General features: G+C 66.2%; 21 protein-coding genes. 9 read left to right on the top strand and 12 right to left on the bottom strand.

Going from position 1 to position 25,035, the window contains the following annotated elements; all coding sequences use genetic code 11:
- The first annotated feature begins 22 nt into the window (after positions 1-22).
- On the top strand, positions 23-901 hold the full coding sequence (locus tag G6N59_RS26475; protein WP_138229878.1) for an MBL fold metallo-hydrolase: 879 nt from the start codon (positions 23-25) through the stop codon (positions 899-901).
- A gap of 27 nt (positions 902-928) precedes the next feature.
- Here G6N59_RS26475 and G6N59_RS26470 read toward each other — a convergent pair whose 3' ends face one another.
- The 7 genes from G6N59_RS26470 to G6N59_RS26440 form a co-directional block, all read right to left on the bottom strand.
- A complete protein-coding gene (locus G6N59_RS26470; RefSeq protein WP_234884170.1) occupies positions 929-3,796 on the bottom strand; it encodes a DEAD/DEAH box helicase in 2,868 nt (955 codons plus the stop codon).
- Positions 3,780-4,727: a twin-arginine translocase subunit TatC gene (gene tatC, locus G6N59_RS26465; RefSeq protein WP_138229877.1), complete on the bottom strand. Its 948-nt coding sequence runs from the start codon at positions 4,725-4,727 to the stop codon at positions 3,780-3,782. Before tatC ends, G6N59_RS26470 begins: the two co-directional genes overlap by 17 nt.
- Positions 4,728-4,787: 60 nt before the next feature.
- Complete coding sequence (gene tatA, locus G6N59_RS26460) at positions 4,788-5,063, bottom strand: Sec-independent protein translocase subunit TatA (RefSeq protein ID WP_138229876.1); 276 nt, start codon at positions 5,061-5,063, stop codon at positions 4,788-4,790.
- A gap of 31 nt (positions 5,064-5,094) precedes the next feature.
- A complete protein-coding gene (locus tag G6N59_RS26455) occupies positions 5,095-6,075 on the bottom strand; it encodes a helix-turn-helix transcriptional regulator (RefSeq protein WP_138229875.1) in 981 nt (326 codons plus the stop codon).
- Positions 6,076-6,106: 31 nt separating this feature from the next.
- A complete protein-coding gene (locus G6N59_RS26450) occupies positions 6,107-7,102 on the bottom strand; it encodes a helix-turn-helix transcriptional regulator (RefSeq protein ID WP_138229874.1) in 996 nt (331 codons plus the stop codon).
- Between the two features lie 71 nt (positions 7,103-7,173).
- On the bottom strand, positions 7,174-8,532 hold the full coding sequence (gene pafA / locus G6N59_RS26445; protein WP_138229873.1) for a Pup--protein ligase: 1,359 nt from the start codon (positions 8,530-8,532) through the stop codon (positions 7,174-7,176).
- Between the two features lie 53 nt (positions 8,533-8,585).
- Positions 8,586-9,152 carry a TetR/AcrR family transcriptional regulator gene (locus tag G6N59_RS26440; RefSeq protein WP_138229872.1) on the bottom strand — a complete coding sequence of 189 codons (567 nt, stop codon included), beginning with the start codon at positions 9,150-9,152 and terminating at the stop codon, positions 8,586-8,588.
- A 111-nt stretch (positions 9,153-9,263) separates the two neighbouring features.
- On the opposite strand from G6N59_RS26440, the gene G6N59_RS26435 reads away from it, so the two are divergent.
- A complete protein-coding gene (locus tag G6N59_RS26435) occupies positions 9,264-10,100 on the top strand; it encodes an alpha/beta hydrolase (RefSeq protein ID WP_138229871.1) in 837 nt (278 codons plus the stop codon).
- A 59-nt stretch (positions 10,101-10,159) separates the two neighbouring features.
- Here G6N59_RS26435 and G6N59_RS26430 read toward each other — a convergent pair whose 3' ends face one another.
- A complete protein-coding gene (locus G6N59_RS26430) occupies positions 10,160-10,366 on the bottom strand; it encodes a hypothetical protein (protein ID WP_138229870.1) in 207 nt (68 codons plus the stop codon).
- 245 nt (positions 10,367-10,611) lie between these two features.
- Between G6N59_RS26430 and G6N59_RS26425 the strand changes: the two genes are divergently transcribed.
- On the top strand, positions 10,612-11,283 hold the full coding sequence (locus tag G6N59_RS26425; RefSeq protein ID WP_138230069.1) for a cupin domain-containing protein: 672 nt from the start codon (positions 10,612-10,614) through the stop codon (positions 11,281-11,283).
- A 6-nt stretch (positions 11,284-11,289) separates the two neighbouring features.
- Here the strand turns inward: G6N59_RS26425 and G6N59_RS26420 are convergent, their stop codons facing one another.
- Together G6N59_RS26420 and G6N59_RS30635 are read right to left on the bottom strand one after the other, a co-directional pair.
- Positions 11,290-11,559: a metal-sensitive transcriptional regulator gene (locus G6N59_RS26420; RefSeq protein ID WP_163911789.1), complete on the bottom strand. Its 270-nt coding sequence runs from the start codon at positions 11,557-11,559 to the stop codon at positions 11,290-11,292.
- 104 nt (positions 11,560-11,663) lie between these two features.
- The gene (locus G6N59_RS30635; protein ID WP_170212377.1) at positions 11,664-11,819 is read right to left on the bottom strand and encodes a DUF8730 family Cys-rich protein; all 156 of its coding nucleotides are present in this window, start codon (positions 11,817-11,819) and stop codon (positions 11,664-11,666) included.
- Between the two features lie 238 nt (positions 11,820-12,057).
- On the opposite strand from G6N59_RS30635, the gene G6N59_RS26415 reads away from it, so the two are divergent.
- Both G6N59_RS26415 and G6N59_RS26410 read left to right on the top strand, forming a co-directional pair.
- A complete protein-coding gene (locus G6N59_RS26415) occupies positions 12,058-12,501 on the top strand; it encodes an MmpS family transport accessory protein (protein WP_138229869.1) in 444 nt (147 codons plus the stop codon).
- Positions 12,498-15,338, top strand: a complete 2,841-nt coding sequence (locus G6N59_RS26410) for an MMPL/RND family transporter (protein WP_163911786.1) — start codon at positions 12,498-12,500, stop codon at positions 15,336-15,338. The genes G6N59_RS26415 and G6N59_RS26410 overlap by 4 nt, the downstream gene beginning before the upstream one ends.
- Before the next feature lie 15 nt (positions 15,339-15,353).
- Here the strand turns inward: G6N59_RS26410 and G6N59_RS26405 are convergent, their stop codons facing one another.
- The gene (locus tag G6N59_RS26405) at positions 15,354-16,889 is read right to left on the bottom strand and encodes a PucR family transcriptional regulator (protein WP_163912139.1); all 1,536 of its coding nucleotides are present in this window, start codon (positions 16,887-16,889) and stop codon (positions 15,354-15,356) included.
- Between the two features lie 147 nt (positions 16,890-17,036).
- Here G6N59_RS26405 and G6N59_RS26400 point away from each other — a divergent pair, with 147 nt between their 5' ends.
- Genes G6N59_RS26400 through G6N59_RS26385 form a run of 4 tightly spaced genes read left to right on the top strand, consistent with a single transcriptional unit; the run spans position 17,037 to position 22,857 of the window.
- A complete protein-coding gene (locus G6N59_RS26400; protein WP_138229866.1) occupies positions 17,037-18,467 on the top strand; it encodes an aminobutyraldehyde dehydrogenase in 1,431 nt (476 codons plus the stop codon).
- A 57-nt stretch (positions 18,468-18,524) separates the two neighbouring features.
- Complete coding sequence (locus tag G6N59_RS26395) at positions 18,525-20,468, top strand: primary-amine oxidase (protein WP_138229865.1); 1,944 nt, start codon at positions 18,525-18,527, stop codon at positions 20,466-20,468.
- Between the two features lie 3 nt (positions 20,469-20,471).
- On the top strand, positions 20,472-21,323 hold the full coding sequence (locus G6N59_RS26390; protein ID WP_138229864.1) for a universal stress protein: 852 nt from the start codon (positions 20,472-20,474) through the stop codon (positions 21,321-21,323).
- Entirely contained in the window at positions 21,316-22,857 is a 1,542-nt protein-coding gene (locus G6N59_RS26385; RefSeq protein WP_138229863.1) for an APC family permease, read from the top strand. The genes G6N59_RS26390 and G6N59_RS26385 overlap by 8 nt, the downstream gene beginning before the upstream one ends.
- A gap of 58 nt (positions 22,858-22,915) precedes the next feature.
- Here the strand turns inward: G6N59_RS26385 and G6N59_RS26380 are convergent, their stop codons facing one another.
- The gene (locus G6N59_RS26380) at positions 22,916-24,937 is read right to left on the bottom strand and encodes a fatty acid desaturase (RefSeq protein ID WP_138229862.1); all 2,022 of its coding nucleotides are present in this window, start codon (positions 24,935-24,937) and stop codon (positions 22,916-22,918) included.
- Between the last annotated feature and the right edge of the window lie 98 nt (positions 24,938-25,035).

Below are 25,035 nucleotides of genomic sequence, written 5' to 3'. Positions count from 1 at the left end.
CGGCCGGCCTTAGTCTCGCGGTATGACGGACCAAATCCGGCTCGGCAACGCGATCTTGACCCGCGTCGCAGAAACCCAGGTTCAAATCCCCACGTCGCTGTGGCCGTCGACACCGCCGGAGGCCTGGCACGCCGAGGCCGAACTGCTCGCCCCGCGGTTCTGGAACCCCGAGACGGACCTGTTCCGCATCGCGATTCAAAGCTGGGTGTTGCAGGTCGACGGGCTGACCATCGTCATCGACACCGGCGCGGGCAACGACCGGCACCGGCCGCACATGCTGCCGCTGGATCACCTCAGCACCCCGTTTCTCGACACCATGCGCGCTGCCGGCATCGACCCGGCGGCCGTCGACGTCGTCCTGAACACGCATCTGCACACCGACCATGTCGGCTGGAACACCCAATTGGTCGACGGCGCCTGGGTCCCCACCTTCCCCAACGCCCGTTACCTGATGCCCCAGGCCGACTACCGGTTCTTCGCCCCCGACAATCCGGAAACCACCGACGAGATGCGAACGGTGTTCGAGGACAGTGTCATCCCCGTGGCGGACCAGACCGAGCAGTTCTCCGGTGACTACCAGCTGAGCGACTCGGCGTGGCTGCGCCCGGCCCCCGGTCATACGCCCGGCTCGTCGGTGCTGTGGCTGGATGCCGGCAAGCCGGCCGTGTTCGTCGGCGACCTGACCCACTGCCCCATCCAGATTCCCCGGCCGGATGATCCGTGCGCCTTCGACGTCAACGCGGCCGAGGCGACCGTCACCCGCAAGCGAGTGTTCACCGAGGCAACCCGGCGGCGGGCGACGGTGGTCCCGGCGCACTATGCCGGCCGTGGCGGCGCGACCATCGTCGCGCGCGGCGATGGGTTCATGGTCGACGACTGGCTGGACCTGGGGCCGGCCTGACGGCGCCCAGCAGCCGGTCGCCGCGCCTCACATGGTGTCTATCGCCACCACGCCGCGACGTACCGCACCGATGGCCCGCTTGGCCGTGGCGCGCAACTGCGGCGACGGCGCAGCAATGCGCACCTGGTCCAGCAAGTCCAGCACCTGACGACACCAGCGCACGAAATCGCCTGCAGGCAAAGCATTTCCATTGCCGTTGTCGGACATCAACAGCGCCGCGGTCAGGTCTCCGTAGGTCGCCCAGCTGTACATCGCCGCGGCGAACCCGGCGTCGGGTTCCCGGCTGAACGGCAGCCGATGCCTGCGCTCGTCGCCCCTGATGTCGGTCCACAACCGGCGGGTCTTCGCCAGCGCCCGCCGTACCTCGTCGGTGACCTGCTCGGAACCCGGCGGCACCGTCGGGCCGTCACCGCGCGACTCGAACAGCACGGCCGACAGCACCGCGGCCAGCTCGGCGGGGTTGAGTCCGTCCCACACACCGCCCCGCAGGCACTCGGCGACCAGAAGGTCACTCTCACTGTAGATCCGGGCCAGCAGCCGGCCGTCGTCGGTTACCGCGGGTTCGCCCTCGGCCCCCACGATGAAACCGCGCTCGCTGAGCAGCGCTGTGATCCGGTCGAAGGTGCGGGCCAGCGAGTTGGTGGCCGCCGCGACCTTCTGCTGGGTCTGCTCGTTGTCACGTTCGATGCGTAGATAGCGCTCGGCGGCACGCACTTTGGCTTCGCGGTCGGGCAGCTGATGCGCCGGGTGGCGGCGCATCTGCTCCCGCAGACCCGCCAGCTCCGGATCGATATCCGGCGTCGGCTCTGCGGCGCCGCGGCTGCGCCGCACCGACGGCACGTCGAGTGCTTCGGCCGCCGACAGCAGCGCCGACGCCAGGTCGCGGCGCACCTTGGGCTGCCGGTGTTCCACCCGCTTGGGCAGCGACATGCTGCCCAGTCGCTGCGACGTGCCCGCGTAGTCGGCAGCGGAAATCCTTCCCGCCCAACGATGTTCGGTGAGCACCAGCGGCCTGGGGTCGTCGGCGTCGAATGCCGGCTCCAGCACCACGGCCAGTCCGCTGCGGCGGCCGAGGCCGATGGCGATGACATCGCCCCGCTTCAGCGCGGCCAGCGCGTCGTTGATGCCCTTGCGGCGCGTCAGGCGCCCGGCTCGGGACTGCGCCCGCTCACGTTCGGTGATGCTCGCCCGCAGCCGGGCATACTCCAGCACCGAGTTCCAATCGCCACCCTGCGCTGAATCCGAACTCTCGCGTTGCTCGGCTGCAATCTCGGCGAGCATCCGCTCACCGCGCTTGATGCCACGCACCAACCCGGTGACCGATCGGTCCGCCTGGTACTGCGCGAACGACTGCTCGAGCAGCCGGTGCGCCGCCGCCGGGGTCATGTGCTGAACCAGGTTGATGGTCATGTTGTACGACGGCGCAAAGGAACTGCGCAGCGGGAACGTTCGGGTCGACGCCAGGCCGGCGACCTGCACAGGATCGGCCATCTCGTCGGTGGCGTGCCACAGCACGACAGCGTGGCCCTCGACGTCGATGCCGCGGCGCCCGGCGCGGCCGGTCAGCTGGGTGTACTCCCCCGGCGTCAGCGGGGCATGTTGTTCGCCGTTGTACTTGACCAGCCGCTCGAGCACGACGGTGCGGGCGGGCATGTTGATGCCCAAAGCCAGTGTCTCCGTCGCGAAAACGGCCTTCACCAGCCCCGCGGTGAACAGCTCCTCGACGGTGTGCCGGAACACCGGCAGCAGGCCGGCGTGGTGGGCGGCCAGGCCGCGCAGCAACCCTTCGCGCCACTCGTGATAGTCGAGCACCGCCAGATCGGACTCGGCCAGATCGGCGCAGCGCCGGTCGACGACCTCGGCGATCCGATCGCGTTCGGCCTTGTTGGTCAGCCGCACCGCCGAGCGCAGGCACTGCTTGACCGCGGCGTCGCATCCGGCGCGGGAGAACACGAACGTGATGGCCGGGAGCAGGCCGGCCTGGTCCAGCGTGCCGATCACATCCGGACGACTCGGCGGCCGGTACATCGCGGGCCGGCCGCCAGAACGTCCGCGTCCGTCTCCGCTTCGTCCCCGCGGCTGCCAGTCCATCAACCGGTCCGCCTCGCGGCGGTGCGCGATGTGCCGCAACAGCTCCGGATCGACGCGAGCAGCCGGTTTGCCCGAGCCCTTACCTCCACCTGCCCCCTTGGACAGGTCGAACAGGTCGAAGAGCCGCTTGCCCACCAGCATGTGCTGCCACAGCGGTACCGGGCGATGTTCGTCGACGACGACCGTGGTGTCACCGCGGACGGTCTGAATCCAGCCGCCGAACTCCTCGGCGTTGCTCACCGTCGCCGACAGGCTGACCAACCGCACCTCCTCCGGCAGGTGCAGGATCACCTCCTCCCACACCGCGCCGCGCATGCGGTCGGCCAGGAAATGCACCTCGTCCATCACGACGTGGGACAGGCCGTGCAGCGCAGGGGAATCGGCGTAGAGCATGTTGCGCAGCACTTCGGTGGTCATCACCACGATGTCGGCGTCACCGTTGATCGCCTGGTCACCGGTGAGCAGACCGATGCGTTCAGGTCCGTAGCGGGCCACCAGATCGTTGTGCTTCTGGTTGCTCAGCGCCTTGATCGGCGTGGTGTAGAAACACTTCCGGCCGGCGGCCAGCGCCAGATGCACCGCAAACTCGCCGACCACGGTCTTCCCGGCGCCGGTCGGGGCGCAGACCAGGACGCCGCGACCGTTCTCGAGCGCCACACAGGCCTTGGTCTGGAAACCATCCAGGGTGAACGACAGGCCCGAGGCGAAGTCGCGCAGCTGTGGACCGGGCTCGATTTCAACGGATACCGCCGCGCCCGTCGGGATCGGCGGCTCCGCCGCCCGAAACTCAGGTGGCGTCGTCATCGATGGTCAGCCGGGTCGGAGTGGGCACGGCAGATGGTGCATCGATGGGTTCCACCGACCCGATCGGGGCGGCCTCGTCGTCGGGAACGGCCTCGGCTTCGAGCCGGGCCTTGCGCCGGTCGTGGAGCCGGGCGACCTGAATCGACAGCTCCAGCAGGACCGTCAACGCCAGGGACAGCGCCAGCATGGAGAACGGGTCCGAGCCGGGCGTCACGAACGCGGCGAACACGAACAGGCCGAAGATCAGGCCGCGGCGCCAGGCCTTGAGCTTCTCGTAGGTGAGCACCCCGACCAGATTCAGCATGATGATCAGCAACGGGAACTCGAAGCTGATGCCGAACACGATCAGCAGATTGATCAGGAAGCCGAAGTACTGCTCACCGGACAGTGCGGTGATCTGGACGTCGCTACCGACGGTCAGCAGGAACGACAGCGCCGTCGACAGCACGACGTAGGCCATGACCGCGCCCGAGAGGAAGAGCAGTGCGCCGACACCCACGAACAGGGACGCGAACCGGCGTTCCTTCTTGTACAGGCCGGGGGTGATGAACGCCCAGATCTGGTGGAGCCACACCGGGCAGGCCAGGACGACGCCCGCCGCCATGCCGACCTTGAGGCGCAGCATGAACTGGTCGAACGGCGCCGTCGCGAGCAGCCTGCACGCGCCGTCCGGGGCGATCGACGCACGTGATGAGGCGGGAAGCGAACAGTACGGGCCGCGGAGCCAGTCACCGAGGCTGGGGAGCCCGAAGAAACCGTGCTCGTACCAGAAGAAGCCGACGACCGTGGTCAACAAGATCGCGAAGACAGCGATCAGCAGACGGGTCCGCAGCTCTTCGAGGTGGTCGACGAGCGACATGGTGCCGTCAGGATTGACCCGCGACCGTCGACGGCGCGGGTCAAGCTTTCGGAGAATTCCAGGTATTGGCACGGGTGTATGTAGGAGCCAACCGCCGCGCGCGCTGGGCCTGCGGCGGAATCACGGCAAAGGTCAGGCCGGGTGCTTGTCCGTGGCGTCCGGCGCCGGCTGCGGTGCGGGTGCCGGATTCTCGACGCGTTCGGCAGTGATGGGCCTCGGACTTGGGTGTGCGCCGGGCTGCACGGTCGATTCCCCGGAACCTTCCGACTGCATTTCCTTCAATTCGGACTTGAAGATGCGCATCGACTTACCAAGCGAACGCGCGGCGTCCGGCAGCTTCTTCGCGCCGAAGAGCAGAACGAACACCGCGATGACGATCAACCAGTGCCACGGTTGCAAACCGCCCAATTTGGGTCACCTCCAGAAGTTGAGGCCGAGTCTACTCGCCAAGACCGGGTTCATATGCCGTCAGCGCCGCTACCGCGGACTCCCGCACGCGGTCGGCGAGCGCCGGCGGGTCCAGGACCCGGACCGCCGAACCGAAACCGAGCACGAAACGGGCCATCCAGTCGTCCGACGCGTAGGTCATGGTGGCTTCCCAGCTGCCGTCGGGAATCTCCCGCTGCACCGCCAGCGGGTAGTAGTCGAACATCCACGACGCCGTCGAATCGATCAGCAGCGTCGCCACCGGCAAGCTCGGGTCCGCGGTCTCCGGGGAGAACAGCGACGTGTCCGGCTCGGCCTGCACCGCGGGCGCCGGGGGTGCCGCGGGTTCGTCCAGGGCAGTGGCATCGACGATCCGGTCGAAGCGGAACAATCGCACGCCCTCGGCCGTGCGGCACCACGCCTCCAGGTAGCTGTGATCGCCGATGAGCGCCACCCGGATCGGATCGACGACGCGCTGCGAGATGGTGTCGTGTGAAGCGGAGTAGTACTCCAGGCACAAGGCCCGCTTGTTCCGGACCGCGGCCCGCACCGCCGCGGTGGCCTTGTTCTCGACGTCGCCGGTGACCTCTGGCGCCGGCACCGCCGCCGCGGTTGCTCCGGCGGTGCCGGCCGCGGCCTCGATCTTGGCGATCACGCTGCGCGCCACGTCGGGATCGACAACGCCAGGTACGTCGACCAGCGCACGCAGCGCCATCAACACGCCGGTGGCCTCCGGCGAGGTGAGCCGCAACGCGCGGTCCATGCCGGCCGAGAAGATCACCTCGATGGTGTCGCCCTCGAAGTCGAGGTCGATCAGTTCACCGGGACCTCCGCCGGGCAGCCCACAGACGAACAGCTGCCAGAGGTCGGCTTCCAACTGCTTTCGCGTCACGCCCAGATCTGCCGCGGCCTTGGTGTGGCTGACGCGCGGATTGGCCTGGAAGTACGGGACCATGTTCAACAGCCGCACGAGGCGGGTGGACACGTTGCTCATGCGCGATCCGCCTGCGCTGCTCGCTCGATGCTCATGATTGAAGGCTCTCCCCCGCCTGCGCCCGTAACCGACCGATCACGTTGTCCCGCAAAGATTTCGGCTCCAGCACCACAGCGTCGGCACCATAACCGGCGATCTCGCGGGCCAGCCGGTCGACCATGCCGATGTCGACGACGATCTCGTCGCCGGCGCGCCCGCCGCGCGCGCTGGGTGACGTACTGACGGCCTGCCGGCGCAACGCCGTCGAGCGGCCCGCGGCCACCCAGATCCGAGCCTGCTCGCCGGCCGGCCATTCTGCGACCGCGCGGTGCACGATGTCCCGCAGGTTGACGCCGTCGGGCCGGGTGAACGCGCGGTCGGGCCCCACGGCACGTACTCCTTCGGCGATGCGGGACACCCGGAAGGTGCGCGCGTCGTTGCGGTCCCGGTCGTGGCCGACGACGTACCACCGGCCTCGGTAGGTGACCACGCCCCACGGCTCCAGCGTGCGGTCGATGTACGGCGCGCTCCGGTTCGGGCGATGCGCGAACTGCACGGCGCGACCGGAGTCGATGGCGGACAACAGAATTCCCAGGGCTTCCTCGGAACCGCGGAGCCCCTGGGTGGTGCCGGTGGTGATCGCGACACCGGCATCGGGTGCGTCGACGTCCACGCCCGCCGCCCGCAGCTTGAGGAGCGCGCTCTGCGTGGCGGTCACCATCTCCTGCGACTCCCACAGCTGGGTGGCGATCGCGACGACGGCCGTCTCGTCACCGGTCAGTTCGACCGGCGGCAGCTCGTAGGCGGTGCGGTTGATGCGGTATCCGTCGTTGACGTCCATCATCGAGGCGCGTCCGGTCTCCAGCGGGATACCGAGGTCACGCAGCTCGTTCTTGTCCCGTTCGAACATCCGGGAGAACGCCTCGTCGGTGGGCGGGTCCTGGTAGCCGGTGACGTTGGCCCGGATCTGCTCCGCGGACAGGTAGCTACGGGTGGACAGGAGCGCAATGACGAGGTTCATCAACCGCTCAACCTTGGACGTCGTCACGTCCAACAGACTAAGTGGTTAGCGTGGGTTGCCCGGCATGGGCGCGCCCGCCGCAAACGCGGCGGCACCCGTCACATGCTGGCGATCAGGCGGTTCACCCGCTCGTCGACCGACCGGAACGGGTCCTTGCACAGCACGGTGCGCTGCGCCTGGTCGTTGAGCTTGAGGTGCACCCAGTCGACGGTGAAGTCGCGCCCGGCTTCCTGTGCGGCGGTGATGAATTCGCCGCGTAGCTTGGCCCGGGTGGTCTGCGGCGGGATGTTGACCGCCGCGTCGATCTCCTCGTCGGTGGTGATCCGCGCGGCCAATCCCTTGCGCTGCAACAGGTCGAACACCCCGCGTCCGCGCTTGATGTCGTGGTACGCCAGATCCAGCTGGGCGATCTTGGGGTCGGACAGCTCCATGCTGTAGCGATCCTGGTAGCGCTGGAACAACTTCCGCTTGATCACCCAGTCGATCTCGGTGTCGACCTTGGCGAAGTCCTGGCTCTCGACGGCGTCGAGCTGGCGGCCCCACAGGTCGACGACCTGCTCGAGCTGCACGTCGGGCTCCCGGGTCTGCAGGTAATCCAGAGCGCGCGCGTGGTATTCGCGCTGGATGTCCAGCGCCGAGGCCTGCCGCCCACCGGCCAGTCGCACGGCGCGGCGTCCGGTCAGGTCGTGACTGACCTCGCGGATGGCCCGAATCGGGTTGTCCAGCGAGAAGTCCCGGAACGGGACGCCCGCCTCGATCATCTCCAACACCAGCGAGGCACTGCCCACCTTGAGCATGGTGGTGGCCTCGCACATGTTGGAGTCGCCGACGATGACGTGCAGCCGGCGGTATTTCTCGGCGTCGGCGTGCGGCTCGTCGCGGGTGTTGATGATCGGCCGGGACCGCGTCGTGGCGCTGGAGACGCCCTCCCAGATGTGCTCGGCGCGCTGGCTCAGACAGAACGTGGCGGCCTTCGGGGTCTGCAGCACCTTGCCGGCACCGCAGATCAACTGCCGGGTGACCAGGAACGGCAGCAGCACATCGGAGATCCGGGAGAACTCGCCGGCCCGCACGATCAGGTAGTTCTCGTGGCAGCCGTAGGAGTTGCCGGCCGAGTCGGTGTTGTTCTTGAACAGGTAGATGTCGCCGCCGATACCCTCGTCGGCCAGCCGCTGCTCGGCGTCGACCAACAGGTCTTCCAGCACGCGCTCGCCCGCGCGGTCGTGGGTGACGAGCTGCACGAGGTTGTCGCATTCGGCGGTCGCGTACTCGGGGTGGCTGCCCACGTCGAGGTACAGGCGCGCGCCATTTCGCAGGAAGACGTTGGAGCTGCGCCCCCACGACACCACTCGCCGGAACAGATACCGCGCCACCTCGTCAGGGCTGAGCCGGCGGTGACCATGAAACGTGCAGGTCACGCCAAACTCGGTCTCGATTCCCATGATCCGTCGCTGCACACAATCGAGCTTACGGGTTGGGAAGAAGTATTAGGTGGGCAACAGGCCGGGCATCACCGAGAGATACCGGCGGCCTGTCGCGCGGCTCGCACGAAGGCTGTCCTGGTCGTCTCGATTCCGTCGAGATAGCCACCCACCAGCGCGGCGTCCCGCAGCAACACCAGCGATGCCGCGACCTGGTCAGGATTGTCCCGTCCGCCGGCCGCTTCCCGCAGCGCACCGCGAAACCAGTTGCGGTGCCGGGCGATGAGTTGCCGTACCGGGCTGTCCGGCGCGGGGTACTCAGCTGCGGCGTTGATGAACGGACAACCCCGGGTGTGGTAGCGCGCGATGTCTTCGGCGATGCCGTCGATCACCAACTCCAGCATGTCGGTGTCAGGTCCGGCATTGGCGGCGGCGTCGCGGAAGTAACCGCGGATGGTCTCGTCTTCGAGCCCCAGATACGCCTCGACGAGACCTTCCTTGCCCTTGAAGTGCCGGTACATGGTGGCGCGCGTGACGCCCGCTTCGGCGAGGATCCGGTCGACACCGACGGTATGGATTCCTTCGCGATAGAACAGCGCGGCCGCGACGCGGAGCAAGCGCTCGCGCGGGCGAAGGGCCGTTTCGGCGGTATCCATACCCCAAGCGTACCCCCGAGCTAGAACGTTCTTTCTGAATTGGGGAACACGTCGCGATCCGCGGTGGTTACAGAGACAGAACGACCGTTCTATCTACTTCAAGGAGACGCCATGACCATCACCCCGAACGAACAGGCCGACATCGATCGCGCCAACAACTCCGGACAGCAGCCCGTCGTTTTCGTGCACGGCTTGTGGTTGTTGCCGAACAGCTGGGACAACTGGCGGACGATGTTCGAGGAGCGCGGCTTCGTCACCCTGGCCCCCGGTTGGCCGGACGACCCGGCGACGGTGGCCGAAGCCCGTCGCGATCCGTCGGTGTTCGCGCGCAAGAGTGTCGGCGAGATCACCCAGCATTACGCCGACGTCATCGGCGCGCTCGATCGCAAGCCTATCGTGATCGGCCACTCTTTCGGCGGTTTGATCACCCAGAAACTGGCAGGGCTGGGGCTCGCCGAGGTAGCAGTCGCCATCGATCCCGCGCCGTTCCGCGGCGTGCTGCCGCTGCCGATCTCCGCGCTGCGCTCGGCCTTCCCCGTGCTCGGCAACCCGTTCAACCATGGCCGCGCAGTCGCCTTGACCCCCAAGCAGTTCCGGTTCGGGTTCGGCAACGCGGTCTCCGAAGAAGAGTCGAACAGCCTGTACGAGAAGTACTCGGTCGCCGGCTCCGGCGTGCCGCTGTTCCAGGCCGCGACCGCCAACTTCAACCCCGCCACCGAGGCCAAGGTGAACACCAAGAACCCCGAACGTGGTCCGCTGCTGATCATCTCCGGCGAAAAGGACAACACCGTGCCGTGGGCCATCGCCAACGCCTCCTACAAGCGGCAGAAGAAGAACCCGAACGTCACCGAGATCGTCGAAATCCCGGGACGCGGACACTCGCTGATCGTCGACAGCGGTTGGCGCGAGGTGGCCGACATGGCACTGAACTTCGTCCGACGCTTCTGACACGAATTCCGCCCGCCCCCAGATCGGGGACGGGCGGAACCAGGCCGAGTCGTAGGCGGTCAGAACGACGTGTCCAGATAACCCGCACTCTGGTTGGCTTCGTCGTGGTTGGAGAAGTGCTCGCCCAGCACATAAGACGTGTGCGGGTCAGTCCCGTTCGGCACCAGCGGGTCGGTGTCGGCGCTGGCGATCGGGGCCAGCAGCAGGGCGCCGGCAATGCCGGCCACGGCCAGTCCGGGGGCGATGAACTTGATCGGATTCTTCATGATCGGCGCTTTCTGTCGACGTTGTCATCCGTTTTCGGACTGACTTCAGCATCACCTCTGACCAGGCAAAAGTCGTTCCCGCAGGCCTCCGTTTCGCATTGCAGCCAGCCGGTAGACGCGTTTGGGCGCCAGCCATGACGACGAACCGGCCGCCGGACACCACGCTGAAACACGTCGGCCAGACGGGCCGGACCCACAGTGGTGGGCATCAGGAGGGGAGCCACATCTTGATCAATCGACGGACGATGCTCGGCGGCGCGGGTGCAGTCGGCGTTGCGGCCCTTGCCGGCGCGGGCGCGGACCGCGCGTTCGCATCACCATTGCCGCGCACCAACACCGGGGAAGCCACCATGACCGATGACGCCGCCCGGTTCGGCAATCCCCGCATCCCGGCCGAATTGGACACGGCGCAGCCGCACGTGTTCCGCCTCGGTGCGCTACCGCCCAGCAAGTTCCACGGCGGGACGTTGCGCCAAGTCTCCGAAGGAGATTGGCCGATATTGATGGGACAGGAAGCGAGCGTAGTGATGGTCACGCTGGAACCCGGAGGCATCCGTGAACCGCACTGGCATCCGAGCGCCTGGGAGATCAACGTGATCACCCGCGGCGTGGCGACGTGGACCGTGCTCGATCCTCAGGGGCACTCCGAGCATTTCGAAGCCACCGTCGGTGATGTGGTGTTCGCGCCGCAGGGCTCGCTGCACTACTTCGAGAACAAGGGCACCGAAGAACTCGACCTATTGATCGTCTTCAATGCCAGCACACAGGAAGGCGAGGACGACATCGGCATCGGCGCGTCCATCAGCAAGCTGCCACCCGACGTTCTCAGCGTCGTTTTCGGCGTGCCCGCTGATACTTTCACCAAGTTCAAGAAGATCGACCAGTCGCTGACCATCATCAAGCGGCCCACCAACTGAGCCGCCTCAGGCCAGCGACAGGAACAGCTTCTCCAGCTCGGCCTCGGTCATCGGCGAACGGCCGTCCGCGGCGTTCCCGGTGAGGCATTCGCGCAGCCCGGTCGCAACGATCTTGAATCCGGCGCGGTCCAGCGCCTTCGAGACCGCCGCGAGCTGCGTGACGACGTCCTTGCACTCGCGGCCCTGCTCGATCATCGAGATGACTCCGGCCAGCTGGCCCTGCGCCCGGCGCAACCGGGCCAGCACCGCGGCCATGGCCTCTTCATCACCGACCACGTCGCACCTACCTTTCATCACACCCCAGCTAGCTGTCCGCTATACCCCACAGGGTATCAGCGCCCGCCGGCACGGCGCCGCATTTCCACAGCACCCGCAATTTCCTACCGCCAGAACTTCAGACGGGACGGCCGGTCGGTTTTGGGGTGGCCGTCACACCACTGGTCGGCGGGCACTGCCGCCTTGACGGTGTCCACGTGCATGCCACAACCCGACCAGGTGGTCTTGCCGCACACCGAACAACGTTTCGGTTGACACATGTTTGAACCTCTCAAGAAAGCGGGTCCGCAGACCGTTTTCCTTCGTTTATACATACCCCATGGGGTATTGGTCAAGGTTGGTTGCGCCTACGTCACGAGCACCACAATACCCTAGGGGGTATGGTACGTTAACCCCGTTGGACATACCCAGTGGGGTATGTAAGGGCGCGGCCGTTGTGCGACCGACACCCTTGCCCCTGCCCACGGACATGCAGCCCACCAGCGAAGGGATACGACGATGCCAACCGTCCTGGCGAGAATTTGGGTGCCCGCGGTGGTGGTGGTGGCCGTCGCGCTCGGCGCCGCGGCGGTCACGCAACTGCGTGGCGCTTTCGGCTCCGAGCCCATCTTCACCGCGACCGCCGGCAGCGCCGAACCACTCGAGCCCACGCACGTCAAGCGCGTGGTCTATGAGGTTTTCGGGCCCAGTGACACCGCAGGCAGTGTCAACTACCTCGATCAGAACGCACAGCCCGTGCAGACGAGTTTCCACGGCCTGCCGTGGACCGTCACGGTCGACACGACCGCTCCGGCCACGATCGCGAGTGTGGTGGCACAAGGCGACAGCGGCCGGCTCGGGTGCCGGATCACGGTCGACGGCGAGGCCCGCCAAGAACATGTCGTGACCGGGCACTCGGCCGACCAGCACGCCCAAACCTCGTGTCTGGTCAAGAACGCATGAGCGGCGACCACACCACGCGGCCGGCGTACATGCGCTTCATCCGGCGGTTCGCCTGGCCCATCATCATCGGCTGGCTGCTGCTGACCGTCGCCATGAATGTGCTTGTGCCGCAGATCGAGTCGGTGGCGCGCGACCATGCGGTCACGATGTCGCCGCAGGATGCCCCGGCGTTGATCGCTGCCAAGAAGATCGGCGCGACGTACCACGAGTCGGATTCCGACAGCATCGCGATGATCGTCCTGGAAGGCGACCAGAAACTCGGCGCCGAAGCGCGCGGCTACTACGACGGCCTGGTGCAGGCGCTGCGGGCGGATGCCAAGCACGTGCAGCACGTCCAGGACATCTGGGGGGATCCGCTCACCGCGGCAGGTGTGCAGAGCCGCGACGGCAAAGCCGCCTATGTGCAGTTGAATCTCGCCGGTGACCAGGGCAGCACGCTGGGCAATGAGTCGGTCGATCGGGTGCGCGAGATCGTCGACCGAGCGACGCCTCCCCCGGGTCTGAAGGTCTACGTCACCGGCCCCGCGCCGCTGACCACCGACATGAACGAAGCCGCCGACAAGAGCATGCTCGTGATGATGGGCGTGACCGGCGTGGTCATCATCGCCATGCTGGCCCTGGCTTACCGTTCCGCGGCCACCGTGGTGCTGGTGCTGGTCATGGTCGGCTTCGAGATGGGCACCGCCAGAGGCTTGGTCGCGCTGCTGGGAAACCACAACCTGCTGAGCTTCTCGACGTTCGTTGTCGCCATGTTGTCGTCGCTGGCCATCGCCGCGGGCACCGACTATGCGATCTTCCTGGTGGGCCGATACCACGAAGCACGCCAAGCCGGGCAGGACCCGGAAACGGCCTACTACACCATGTTTCGCGGTACCGCTCACATCATCTTGGGTTCCGGACTGACCATCGCCGGCGCCACGCTGTGCCTGCATCTGGCGCGGCTGTCCTACTTCAAGGCGTTGGGCATTCCGTCCGCGCTCGGACTGGTCGTGGTCGTCGCGGGCGCACTGACCGTCGCGCCGGCAGTCGTGGCCGTCGCCACCCGCCGCGGCCTGCTCGAGCCGAAACGGATGACCAAGACCAAGGGCTGGCGGCGGATCGGCACCGCCACGGTCCGGTGGCCGGCGCCGGTCTTCGTGGCGTCCCTCTTGGTCGCCCTCGTCGGAATCATGTTCATGCCCACCATGAAGCTGAGCTTCAACGATCGCTTCTACATTCCCCGCGGTCTTCCGTCGAACGTCGGATACGAGGCCGCCGAGCGCCATTTCAGCGCTGCCACAATGAATCCCGACATCCTGATGGTCGAGTCCGATCACGACATGCGCAACAGCGGTGACATGATCATCCTGGACAAGCTGGCCAAGGACATCTTCAAGCTGCCGGGAATTGCGATGGTGCAGAGCATCACTCGGCCATTCGGCGGCCCGACCGAGCACACGTCGATCCCCTTCCAGGTCAGCGCCCAATCGATTCCGATCCAGCAGAACCTGCAGATCATGAAGGACCGGATGGGCGACATCCTGAAGATGAGTGACGATCTCGGCGGTCTGATCGCGCCGATGAAGCGTCTGCAGACCCTGGTCGACCAGATGAGCGGCTCGACACAGCACCTGGCCGCCGACGTCCACCAGATGCACGCGACAGTGAACGAACTCCGTGACCATCTGGCCGACTTCGATGATTTCGCCAGGCCGCTGCGCAACTACTTCTACTGGGAGCAGCACTGCACCGACATACCTGTCTGTGCGGCAACCAGATCGGTCTTCGACGCGATCGACAACGTGGACACGTTCAGTTCGGACATGACCACGCTGGGCGCCGACATGGACCGCACTGTGGCACTGCTGCCCCAGATGAAGGCGCAGTTTCCGCCGCTGATCGCCACGGTGGAGTCCATGCGCGGCACGCTTCTCACGCTGCACAGCAGCTTCTCCGGCCTGATCACCCAGATGTCCGCCATGACCGACACCGCCGGCGCCATGGGCCAGGCCTTCGATGCGTCCCGCAGTGGAGACTACTTCTACCTGCCGCCAGAAGCGTTTGAGAATCCGGACTTTCAGCGGGGCCTGCGGCTCTTCCTCTCCCCGGACGGCAAGGCCGCACGCTTCATCATCACGCACGCCAAAGACCCGGCAACCCCGGACGGCATCGAAGCGGTCATGCCGACGCTCGACGCGGCACATCAATCCGTGAAGGGATCGTCACTCACCGACGCCAAGTTCTATCTCGCCGGCACCGCTGCGATCTACCGAGACATCCAGTCGGGCTCTCAGTACGACCTGTTGATCGTCGGGGCTGCCGCTTTGACGCTGATCTTCGTCGTGATGTTGCTCATCACCCGGGCACTGGTCGCGTCGCTGGTGATCGTCGGCACCGTGCTGCTGTCGCTGGGCGCGGCGTTCGGATTGTCGGTACTGGTGTGGCAGTACCTGCTGGGTCTCGAATTGAACTGGATCGCACCTGTTTTCGGCCTGATCATTCTGTTGGCGGTCGGCTCCGACTACAACCTGCTGCTGGTCTCCCGGTTCCAGGAAGAAATCGGCGCGGGGCTGCGGACCGGCATCATCCGCTCGATGGGTGGAACCGGCAGCGTGGTCACCACCGCTGGTCTGGTGTTCGCCTTCACCATGATGTCGATGGCCGCGAGCGACCTGAGCTCGATCGGTCAGGCCGGTACGACCATCGGGCTCGGCTTGTTGTTCGACACGCTGATCGTTCGGTCATTGATGACGCCGTCGATAGCCGCGCTGCTGGGCCGGTGGTTCTGGTGGCCGCTGCGGCCCGGCGCCAAACCCGCTGTGTCGTCCGAACAACAATCCGCTGTGCCCGTGGGCTGACCAATCAGCCGGGGCTCAGCCGCCCGGTGTCCGCGCCAAGATTGCCAACAGCAGTTCGGCGCGGACCCGGGCGACCGCCAGATCGCAACCAAGCAGGGCCTCTGCGGTTTCGATGCGCTTGCGCATCGTGTGCCGGTGTACGCCGACCGCCGCGGCCGCAGATTCCCAGTGGCCGTTGGCTTCCAGGTACGCACGCAACGACGTGAGCAACCCCGTACCGAACTCGGCGTCGTGGTCGAGGACGGGAGTGAGCACCGCCGCACCGAGCGCGATCAGCACGTCCCGGCTCTCGCCGAACGCCAGCAGCGTGCTGCCTGCCATCGCGGAGAATTCGAGCGGAGGACGGCCGCATTCGGCCACCGACGCCGCCAGCCGGGCGTTGTCGACGGCCTCGGCCAGTTTGGCCAGCGGCAGAATTCCGCTGAGCCCCATGCGGATGGTCCGGCGCAGCGACGGATCGATCCGGGCGGCCAGCGCGGCGGCAAACTCCTCGGCCTCCGCTCCCGGCAACAACACCGCCAGCCACGTGTCGGCACAATGCACGAATGTGGGCTGAGCGGCCTGGTCCAGCTGAACCAGGATCGCCGCGCTCACCTTCTTCAGTAGTTGTGCGGTATCGGCTTCGGCGCCCGAGTCCGAATCGGCCTGCACGACCAGCGCCCTGATCCGGCCCCGGTGATCGGCCGCGTGAGACAGTTGCGCCCAGGCCGGCTCCAGGTTGGACACACCGGTGAGAATGAGGCCCAGCGCCTGCTCATTGAGTCGCTGCTGCGCCTCCTTCAACCGCACCGGCTTCTCGAAATCCAACGCGAGCAAGGAGTTCGCGTGCCCCAACAGCACCTGATCGACCGGACTCAGGGCCGTCTCACTGACCACCCCGAGAACCCCGTGCGAACGGCCCCCTACGCGGATGGACTGCTGCGCGACGGTGACGCCCTCCGCCAGCACCGCGACGGCCGAGGCAGCCCCGGGCTCGATCGCATCACGCACCAGGTTGACGGTGGTGACGTTGAGATTGCGGGGGTGGGATGCGATCACCGTGCCCGACGGATCGAGCACCACGACGCTGGCCCGCAACGCCCGGCCCAGTTCGGCGGCGACCTCTTGAGGGCCGCCGCTGACGACCGCCCGGGTGATCCGCGGCTGCGCCCGGGATGCCCGCAGCACCGCGTCATACTGCAGCGCCGCGATCCGCGAACCGACCCGCTGGACGATCGCCGCGAAGGGTGTCCGCAAGGGAATCTCCAACAGCGGTAACCCCAGCTCCACTGCGGCGGATACCAATTCATCGGGCACCTCGTCGAAGGTCAGACCGATACCGAATCCGACTCCGGCAACGCCACTTTCGTGCAGGAGTTGGAGATAACGCCGCCGGTCGGCAGCGCCCGGTGGCAGACCGATCCCGGTGGTGAGCACCAGTTCACCACCGGACAGCCACTTGGCCGGGTCGGCCAACTCCGTGGTCAGTACCAAACTGATCTCGCTGTCGAGGCCGCCCGCACCGCCGCGCAGCCGGATCCGCAGATCAGCTTGGTCCAGTACCCATCGCACCGGAACCGTCACCGACATGAATGTACAGAATGTCGAAAAATTGCACCAAAAATCCCCGAATTGTCCGATGCTGAGGGATGTGTCCTGGCGCACACTAAGGCCGCCAGAGACGTGACGACCTTCCCAGCAAGAGAGCGACGGTACGAGATGCCCGACGGACTTCTACAGAACTACATCGACGGCCAGTTCGTCGATTCGGCGTCGTCGGAGACCATCGACCTGATCAGCCCGGTGGACGGCTCAGTGGTCGGACGGGCACCCGTGTCCAACCGCACCGATGTGGACGCCGCGGTGGCCGCCGCCGAGCGAGCGTTCGTCACCTGGGGCAAGACCACGCCCAGCGTGCGGCAACAGGCGCTCCTCAAGCTCGCCGACGCCATCGAGGCCCACAGTGACGAGATCGTCGAAGCGCAATGCCGCAACACCGGCCAGCTCAAGGCGATGATCGCGGCCGAGGAGGTCGCGGTGAGCGCCGATCAGGTTCGCTTCTTCGCCGGGGCCGCCCGCATGGTCGAAGGACTGTCCGCCGGTGAGTACATGGAAGGCTTCACGTCCTATGTGCGGCGCGAGCCGATCGGCGTCGTCGGTCAGGTGACCCCGTGGAATTACCCGTTCATGATGGCGATCTGGAAGATCGGCCCGGCCCTGGCCACCGGCAACACCGTCGTCCTCAAGCCCAGCGACACCACTCCCGAGAGCACGCTGGTGCTGGCCCGGATCAGCAAGGGCATCCTGCCCGACGGCGTGTTCAACGTCATCCTCGGCACCGGCGGCACCGGCGCCGAACTGGTCGACCACCCGGCCCTCGGCCTGGTGTCCATCACGGGTTCGGTGCGGGCCGGTGTCGCGGTAGCGTCGGCAGCCGCCCAGCAGCTCAAGCGCAGCCACCTCGAACTCGGCGGCAAGGCACCCGCGGTGGTGTTCGGCGACGTCGACATCGCCAAGGCCGCAACCGGAATCGCCCAGGCCGCGTTCTTCAACGCCGGCCAGGACTGCACCGCGGCCACGCGCGTACTCGTGCACGAGTCGATCCACGACCAGTTCGTCGACGCCCTCGTCGAGGCCGCACAAACCCTGCGGCCCGGGCTCCCCGATGACGCCGACGCGTTCTACGGGCCACTGAACAACGTCAACCACTTCACCGCGGTCAGCCAGAAGATCGCCGCACTTCCGGCGCACGCCACCATCGTCACGGGCGGAAAGCAATCGGGCGACAAGGGCTTCTATTTCGAGCCCACCGTCATCACCGGGGTACGACAGGACGATTCCATCGTGCAGGACGAGACCTTCGGGCCCATCCTGACGGTGCAGCCGTTCAGCTCCGACGACCAGGCCATCGACCTTGCCAACGGCGTCCGGTACGCCCTGGCGTCGAGCGTGTGGACCAAAGACCACGCTACCGCTGAAAAGTTCAGCCGCGCACTCGATTTCGGTGCGGTGTGGGTGAACTGCCACATCCCGCTGGTGGCGGAGATGCCGCACGGCGGATTCAAGTACTCCGGCTATGGCAAGGACCTGTCGATCTACGGGGTGGAGGACTACACGCGGATCAAGCACGTCATGAGTGCCCACGACTGATCCGTTCGCCCTTTCCTTTCCCACCGACTCGACCCCTCGCCGACAGGAGCTGCACCGATGACCGACACCTTCCATCCCCTCGACCCGCTGACCGCACCCGAATTCGCCAAGGTCGCCGAGATTCTCGCGACCGCGCACGGTGTCGGGGACGGCTGGCGGTACACCTCCGTCGAGATGGTGGAACCGGCCAAGGCAGAGGTCGCCGCCTTCGATGCCGCCGGCACGGTTCCGGACCGGCGCGCGCTGGCCACGGTGCTCGACACGTCGAACAACCGCACCTACAAGAGCGTGGTGTCGCTCTCGGCCGAGTCGGTGCTGTCGTGGGACCACATCCCGGGGGTGCAGCCCAACTTCACCGTCGATGAATGGGAAGAGGCCGACGAGGTGCTGCGCCGGCACCCGGACGTCATTGCGGCCCTGGCCAAACACGGCATCACCGACATGGACCTGGTGTTCATGGACACCTGGACCTACGGCGACGTCGTGATGCCGGAGCAGTACAAGGACCGCCGCCTGGGCTGGACCGACACCTGGGTGCGAGCCGCCGACGGTGCCAACCCTTACGCCGGTCCGGTCAACGGATTCCACTGTGTCATCGACATGAACACCATGGAACTGCTGGAGATCGAGGACACCTTCACCGTCGATCGCCCGGATATGATGGGCGAGTATGTGCCGCAGCACATTCCCGAGCGCATCCGCAAAGCGAGCACCCGGGAACCATTGCAGCCACTGAACATCACTCAGCCCGAAGGGGTTTCGTTCACGCTCGAGGGCAACCTGCTGAAATGGCAGAACTGGTCGCTGCGCGTCGGGTTCAACTACCGCGAGGGCATGACGCTGCACGCGGTCAGCTACAACGACAACGGCAACGTGCGGTCGGTGGCCAACCGCATGTCGTTCGCCGAGATGATGGTGCCCTACCGCGACCACTGCGTGGACCATTACCGCCGAACGGCTTTCGACATCGGCGAGTGGGGCATCGGCTTCATGACGACCTCGCTGGAGCTGGGCTGTGACTGTCTCGGCGAGATCCGGTATCTGGACGCCGTGCTACACAACAGCAAGGGCGAGCCGTACACCATCAAGAACGCCATCTGCATCCACGAGGAAGACAACGCCGTGCTGTGGAAGCACGTCGACCACCACGGCGGTGCCGAAGTGCGCCGCATGCGCCGGCTCACCGTGTCGTTCCACGTCACCGTCGCCAACTACGAGTACCTCACCTACTGGCGCTTCTACCAGGACGGCAACATCGAATGTGAGGTCCGCGCAACGGGAATCATGGTGGTGAGCAACTTCCCCGAGGGCCAGGCCCACCCGCACGGCACGCTGGTCGACAACCGCACCTACGCGCCCTACCACCAGCACTTCCTGGTCGCCCGACTCGACCTCGACGTCGACGGCACCGAGAACACGGTGTACGCCAGCGAGACCGAGATCGAACCGATGGGGCCGGACAACCCGTACGGACTGTCGCTGCGGCAGCGCAACACCCCGCTGCGCACCGAGGCCGAGGGCAAGCAGGACATGAACTTCCAGACCCAGCGGGCGTGGAAGGTCGTCAACGACAACGTCCGCAACGGCATCGGCACCGCGCCGGCCTACAAGCTGGTGCCCGGCGGCGCCTTCCCCGCCATGTTCGATCCGAACTCGCCGATCTTGGCGCGTTGCCGGGCCATCGAGCACACCGTGTGGGTCACCCCCAACTCTCCCGAGGAGCGTTGGCCCGCAGGTGAATTCGTCACGCAGAGCAAGCAAGACACGGGCCTGCCGATGTGGACCGAGGCCAACCGCTCGATCGAGAACACCGACGTGGTGCTGTGGTACGTGTTCGGCATCCACCACATCACGAGGCCGGAAGACTGGCCGATCATGCCGGCGGACACGGTCAGCTTCTGGCTCAAGCCGGTCGGCTTCTTCGACCGCAACCCGTCGATCGACGTGGCGCCGACGCCGCCGAAGGCCTGCCACCTGCCCACCGGATGTGAGGAGAGCTGACCCGTGAGCACCCCGCGTATTGCCGTCGCGTACCTCGCCACACCAGGCGGTAACGACGCCGTGGCCGTCGGCGAACAGCTCGCCCACACGCTCGGCGCAGAGATCGACCTCTGCATGGTGCTGCCCAGCGAGCGGCCGGCGCTGGCCGCCATCCCCGGAAACGTGCTGCTGCGCGAAGCGGAGGGCTGGCTTGCCGCCGCTGCGGCCGGGATCCGCAGTGACATCACGGTGACCACACACCTGAGCTTCGACGACTCCAGCACCAGCGGCTTGATCGCGGCAGCCGAGGACGTCGGGGCCGAAGCACTGGTGGTCGGCGGCGCGGGCGGTGGCATCGCCAGTTCGTTTTCGCTGGGATCGGTGGTCAACGACCTGGTCCATGCGTCTCCGATTCCCGTGGTCATCGCACCGCGCGGCGCGCGCCTGACGCGCAACGAGCGGATTCGGGAAGTCACCTGCGCGGTCGGCACCCGGCCCGGCGCCGACGCACTGCTGAAGTCCGCTTTGCGGCTCTGCCGAGACACCCAGACACCGCTGCGCCTGGTATCGCTCGTCGCCGTCGACAACTCCGACGATCTGGAGCTGGCGCAGCAACACGCCCACAACGCCCTGGATCAGGCGAGATCAGCTCTGCCGGAAGATATTCCGGTTACCTCGCGCGTCGCCTCCGGACCCACTGTCGAAGACGCCGTCACCAAGCTCGGCTGGCATGACGGCGACGTGATCATGGTCGGGTCCAGTCGGCTCGCACAGCCCCGCCGGCTCTTCCTGGGATCGACCGCGGCAAAGATGCTTCGCGTACTGCAGGTCCCCATGATCGTCGTTCCGAAAGATGAAGGGGCTGATAATGACTGAACAACTGGCCGATTCCGACCTCGCTCGTATAGAGCGGGAAGAAGGCCTCGTCGCCAAGGGCCTCGCCGCAGGCAGAATCGGCACGTTCACCGGGGCCATCCTCGGTATCTCCACCGTGGCACCGGGCTACACGCTCACCGCCAGCATCGGGCTGATCGTCGCGGCGGTGGGGCTGAAGATGCCGGCCATCCTGATCGCCGGCTTCATCCCCATGTTCCTGACCGCCTACGCGTATCGCGAACTGAACTCGCGGGCACCCGACTGCGGCGCGTCGTTCACCTGGTCCACCAAGGCTTTCGGGCCGTATGTCGGGTGGATGTGCGGCTGGGGCATGGTGATCGCCACCATCATCGTGCTGTCCAATCTGGCGTCGATCGGTGTCCAGTTCGGCTACGAGTTCCTGGGCAAGGTGTTCCACAACGAAAAGCTCGCCACCCTCTCGGCCGACAATGTCTGGGTCAACATCGGGTCCACCGTTGCGCTGCTGGCCATCGCCACCTACATCTCCTGTCGCGGCATCACGACCAGCGAGAAGGTTCAGTACGTGCTGGTTGGCTTCCAGATGATCGTGCTGATCACGTTCTCGATCGTCGCGATCGTGCGGTCGGGCGGCGTCGAGGGACACCTCACCTTCGACATCGACTGGTTCGACCCGTTCACCGGACTGACGATGAGCGCCTTCGTGATCGGTCTCATCGGGTCGATCTTCGCGTTCTGGGGCTGGGACACCTGCCTGACCCTCGGCGAGGAATGCAAGGACCCGACCAAGGTGCCCGGTCGCGCGGGCTTGCTCTGCGTCCTGTCGATCCTGCTGACGTACCTCCTCGTGGCGGTCGCCGTGATGATGTACGCCGGAATCGGTGACACCGGCCTCGGACTGGGCAACAAGGACAACGCGGCCAACGTCTTCGGCGCGCTGGCCTACCCGGTGCTCGGTGACTGGGGCGGCCCGCTGCTCCTGCTGGCGGTGTTCGCCTCGTCGATCGCCAGCCTGCAGACCACGGTCCTGCCGGCCGCCCGCACCATGCTCGCGATGGGCACCTACGGCGCCTTCCCCAAGCGGTTCGCCAGCGTCAGTCCGCGCACGCTGTCGCCGGTGTTCAGCACCGTCGTCGCCGGTGTCGTCACCGCCGCCTTCTACACCATCGTGACACTGCTCTCCGAGCGCACCTTGCTGGATACCATTGCCGCCCTTGGCATCATGATCTGCTGGTACTACGGCATCACAGCATTCGCCTGTGTGTGGTTCTTCCGCAAGGAACTGTTCCTCAACGCACACAACGTCGTATACAAGCTGGTCTTCCCTCTGCTCGGCGGCATCATGCTGCTGTCCGTCTTCGTCAAATCGGTGCTTGTCAGCATGGATCCGACGGCCAGCGGCAGCGGCGCAGAGATCGGCGGTATCGGCCTGGTGTTCTACCTGGGCTTTGGCATCCTGATCTTCGGCGCGGTGCTGATGCTCGTGATGCGCACGTCCCAGCCGGCGTACTTCCGGGGCGAGACGCTCACCATGGATACGCCGCCACTCCCCTGAGTCGGTTCGACGCGCCCCGTCATGCTTCGGCATGACGGGGCGCGTTGGTGTGAACTGTTCACGCGTCGTAGTCGACCGACACCGCCGCGCTGGTCGGATGCGACTGACAGGTGAGGATGTAGCCGGCTTCGAGGTCATCGCGGCCGAGGGCGAAGTTCTGCTCCATCTCGACGGTGCCGTCGAGCAACTTGGCTCGACAGGTACCGCACGCGCCGCCCATGCATGAGTAGGGCGCGCTGCTGCCCGTTTGGAGTGCGCCTTCCAAGATCGTTTCGCCGGCCTGGAGGCCGAAAGCCTGCTTCTTTCCGGACAATTGGAAGGTGACAGTTGCGGCCTGGTAGTCGCGTGCGGGCGCGTCGGTGCGGCCGAAGCCGGTGAACAACTCCAGATGGATCCGCTCCGGGTCGACACCACGGCCCATCAACGTCTCGCGCGCACCGGTCGACATCGCAGCGGGGCCACACAGGAACCACTCGTCCACCGTGTCGGGACGAAGGTCGGTCGTGAGCCAGCCGGTCAGGCGGTCCGCATCGATGCGCCCCGACAGCTCCGCGATGTGCCGCGGTTCGCTCGACAACACATGCCGGATTTCGAGGCGGTCGGCATAACGGGATTCGAGACGGTCGAGCTCGGCATGGAACATCGTCGACTCTCTGGTGCGGTTGCCGTAGATGAGGGTGAAGCGACTCTCGGTTTCGATCTCCATGACGGTCGCCAGGATCGACAGCACCGGGGTGATGCCGCTGCCCGCCACCAGACCCACGTAATGCTTGCGATGCAGCGGATGCAGCCGGGAACTGAAGCTGCCGGCCGGAGTCATCACGTCGAGGACGTCGCCGGCCTTGAGCTGATCGGCGACATATCCCGAGAACACCCCGCCGGGAATGTGTTTCACCGCGATCCTCAACTGCGCCCGGGTGGCCGGCGCACAGATCGAGTAGCTGCGGCGCACCCCTTCACCGCCCAGGTCGGTGCGCACCGAGACGTGCTGGCCCGGTTCAAAGCGGAACTGATCCTGCAGCGCCTCGGGAACGGCAAAGGTCACCAATGTGCTGTCGGCGGTGATCGGGTCGACCGCGGCCACCGGAATCCGGTGGAACACCGCATGCGGGGAACTCGAGCGGGCCGGCATCCGCACCGGCAGCAGTCGACCGAGGTTGCCGTTCAGTTGCTTCCACTCCCGGAACTGGTCGGAGTTGAGCTCCTGCCCGAACACGGTGGAAATCGCGGCGCCCCGGTCCAGGTACGCCTCCTCGTTGCGGCGCCAGGTCTTGGTGTACCGGTAGAAGGGCACCGACGGATGCAGGTGGTGCACCAGGTGGTAGTTCTGCGACAGCATCAACGGCGTGTAGAGCCACTCCATGCCGACGCGGGTTCGGGTCGCCCGGTAGCGGTCGCTGCGTTGGGTGTCCTCCAGGCCGTGGTGCGGCATCCAGTCGAACCACCACGCCAGGACCACAACCGCGATCCGTTGCGGGATGATGAAGACGACGGCCAGCGTCCAAAAGTGGCCCGACATCGACGCGACGATCAATCCGGCCACCGAAATGGTCACGCACGCCAAGGTTTCGACGACCTCCGCCTTCGGGCGACCACGTAACTTGCGGATCAGATAACCGCCGTAGGACACGTCGAGCAATGCCCACCGAAGCGGCAGCTGCCACGCCGGCCCATGGGAGGCGAAGGTGTCCGGATCGTTCTCGTCGTCGTTCGAATGCCGGTGGTGCTCGATGTGAATGAACCCGAACGAGGGGAACGAGATCATTGGTTGGACGAACGGCACCGCCAACCGTCCGACCAATCCGTTGACCCAACGGGTGGAACTGATGGCGTAGTGGATGGCGTCGTGAGCGACGGTGAACATCGTGAAGGACACCACCGCGTTGACCACAATGGGAACCCATGTCGGCACGGCGCCGACAAGGTATGCGACGGTGGACGCGGCGAATGCCACTGCGCCCGCAAGAAACAGCGCGACCGTCGGCCACGCCAACTTGGGTACCTGCTCGCCCGGATCCGGCAGCGCCGTTCGCGCGGCGGTTTGACTGTCCGCCCGATCGACCACTTCAACTGGCGACATTCGACACTCCGTCTTCCGGGCAACCACCGTCGGTTGCGTCTCGGAGAAAACGCTACGGACGCCGGCCAACCGATTGAATGTTCCAACGGGACGTCGAT

This window comes from Mycolicibacterium aubagnense, assembly GCF_010730955.1.
In the GTDB taxonomy this organism is placed as follows: Bacteria; Actinomycetota; Actinomycetes; order Mycobacteriales; family Mycobacteriaceae; genus Mycobacterium; species Mycobacterium aubagnense.
This window is presented reverse-complemented; position numbering and strand designations above follow the sequence as displayed.

Bases quoted from the DNA above. Each gene is read 5' to 3' on its own strand.
- G6N59_RS26400 (WP_138229866.1), top strand. From the start codon at position 17,037: ATGCCCGACGGACTTCTACAGAACTACATCGACGGCCAGTTCGTCGAT.
- G6N59_RS26475 (WP_138229878.1), top strand. From the start codon at position 23: ATGACGGACCAAATCCGGCTCGGCAACGCGATCTTGACCCGCGTCGCA.
- G6N59_RS26410 (WP_163911786.1), top strand. From the start codon at position 12,498: ATGAGCGGCGACCACACCACGCGGCCGGCGTACATGCGCTTCATCCGG.
- G6N59_RS26430 (WP_138229870.1), bottom strand. From the start codon at position 10,366: ATGAAGAATCCGATCAAGTTCATCGCCCCCGGACTGGCCGTGGCCGGC.
- G6N59_RS26455 (WP_138229875.1), bottom strand. From the start codon at position 6,075: ATGAGCAACGTGTCCACCCGCCTCGTGCGGCTGTTGAACATGGTCCCG.
- G6N59_RS26385 (WP_138229863.1), top strand. From the start codon at position 21,316: ATGACTGAACAACTGGCCGATTCCGACCTCGCTCGTATAGAGCGGGAA.
- G6N59_RS26440 (WP_138229872.1), bottom strand. From the start codon at position 9,152: ATGGATACCGCCGAAACGGCCCTTCGCCCGCGCGAGCGCTTGCTCCGC.
- G6N59_RS26435 (WP_138229871.1), top strand. From the start codon at position 9,264: ATGACCATCACCCCGAACGAACAGGCCGACATCGATCGCGCCAACAAC.
- G6N59_RS26470 (WP_234884170.1), bottom strand. From the start codon at position 3,796: ATGACGACGCCACCTGAGTTTCGGGCGGCGGAGCCGCCGATCCCGACG.
- G6N59_RS30635 (WP_170212377.1), bottom strand. From the start codon at position 11,819: ATGTGTCAACCGAAACGTTGTTCGGTGTGCGGCAAGACCACCTGGTCG.
- G6N59_RS26395 (WP_138229865.1), top strand. From the start codon at position 18,525: ATGACCGACACCTTCCATCCCCTCGACCCGCTGACCGCACCCGAATTC.
- G6N59_RS26380 (WP_138229862.1), bottom strand. From the start codon at position 24,937: ATGTCGCCAGTTGAAGTGGTCGATCGGGCGGACAGTCAAACCGCCGCG.
- G6N59_RS26415 (WP_138229869.1), top strand. From the start codon at position 12,058: ATGCCAACCGTCCTGGCGAGAATTTGGGTGCCCGCGGTGGTGGTGGTG.
- G6N59_RS26425 (WP_138230069.1), top strand. From the start codon at position 10,612: ATGCTCGGCGGCGCGGGTGCAGTCGGCGTTGCGGCCCTTGCCGGCGCG.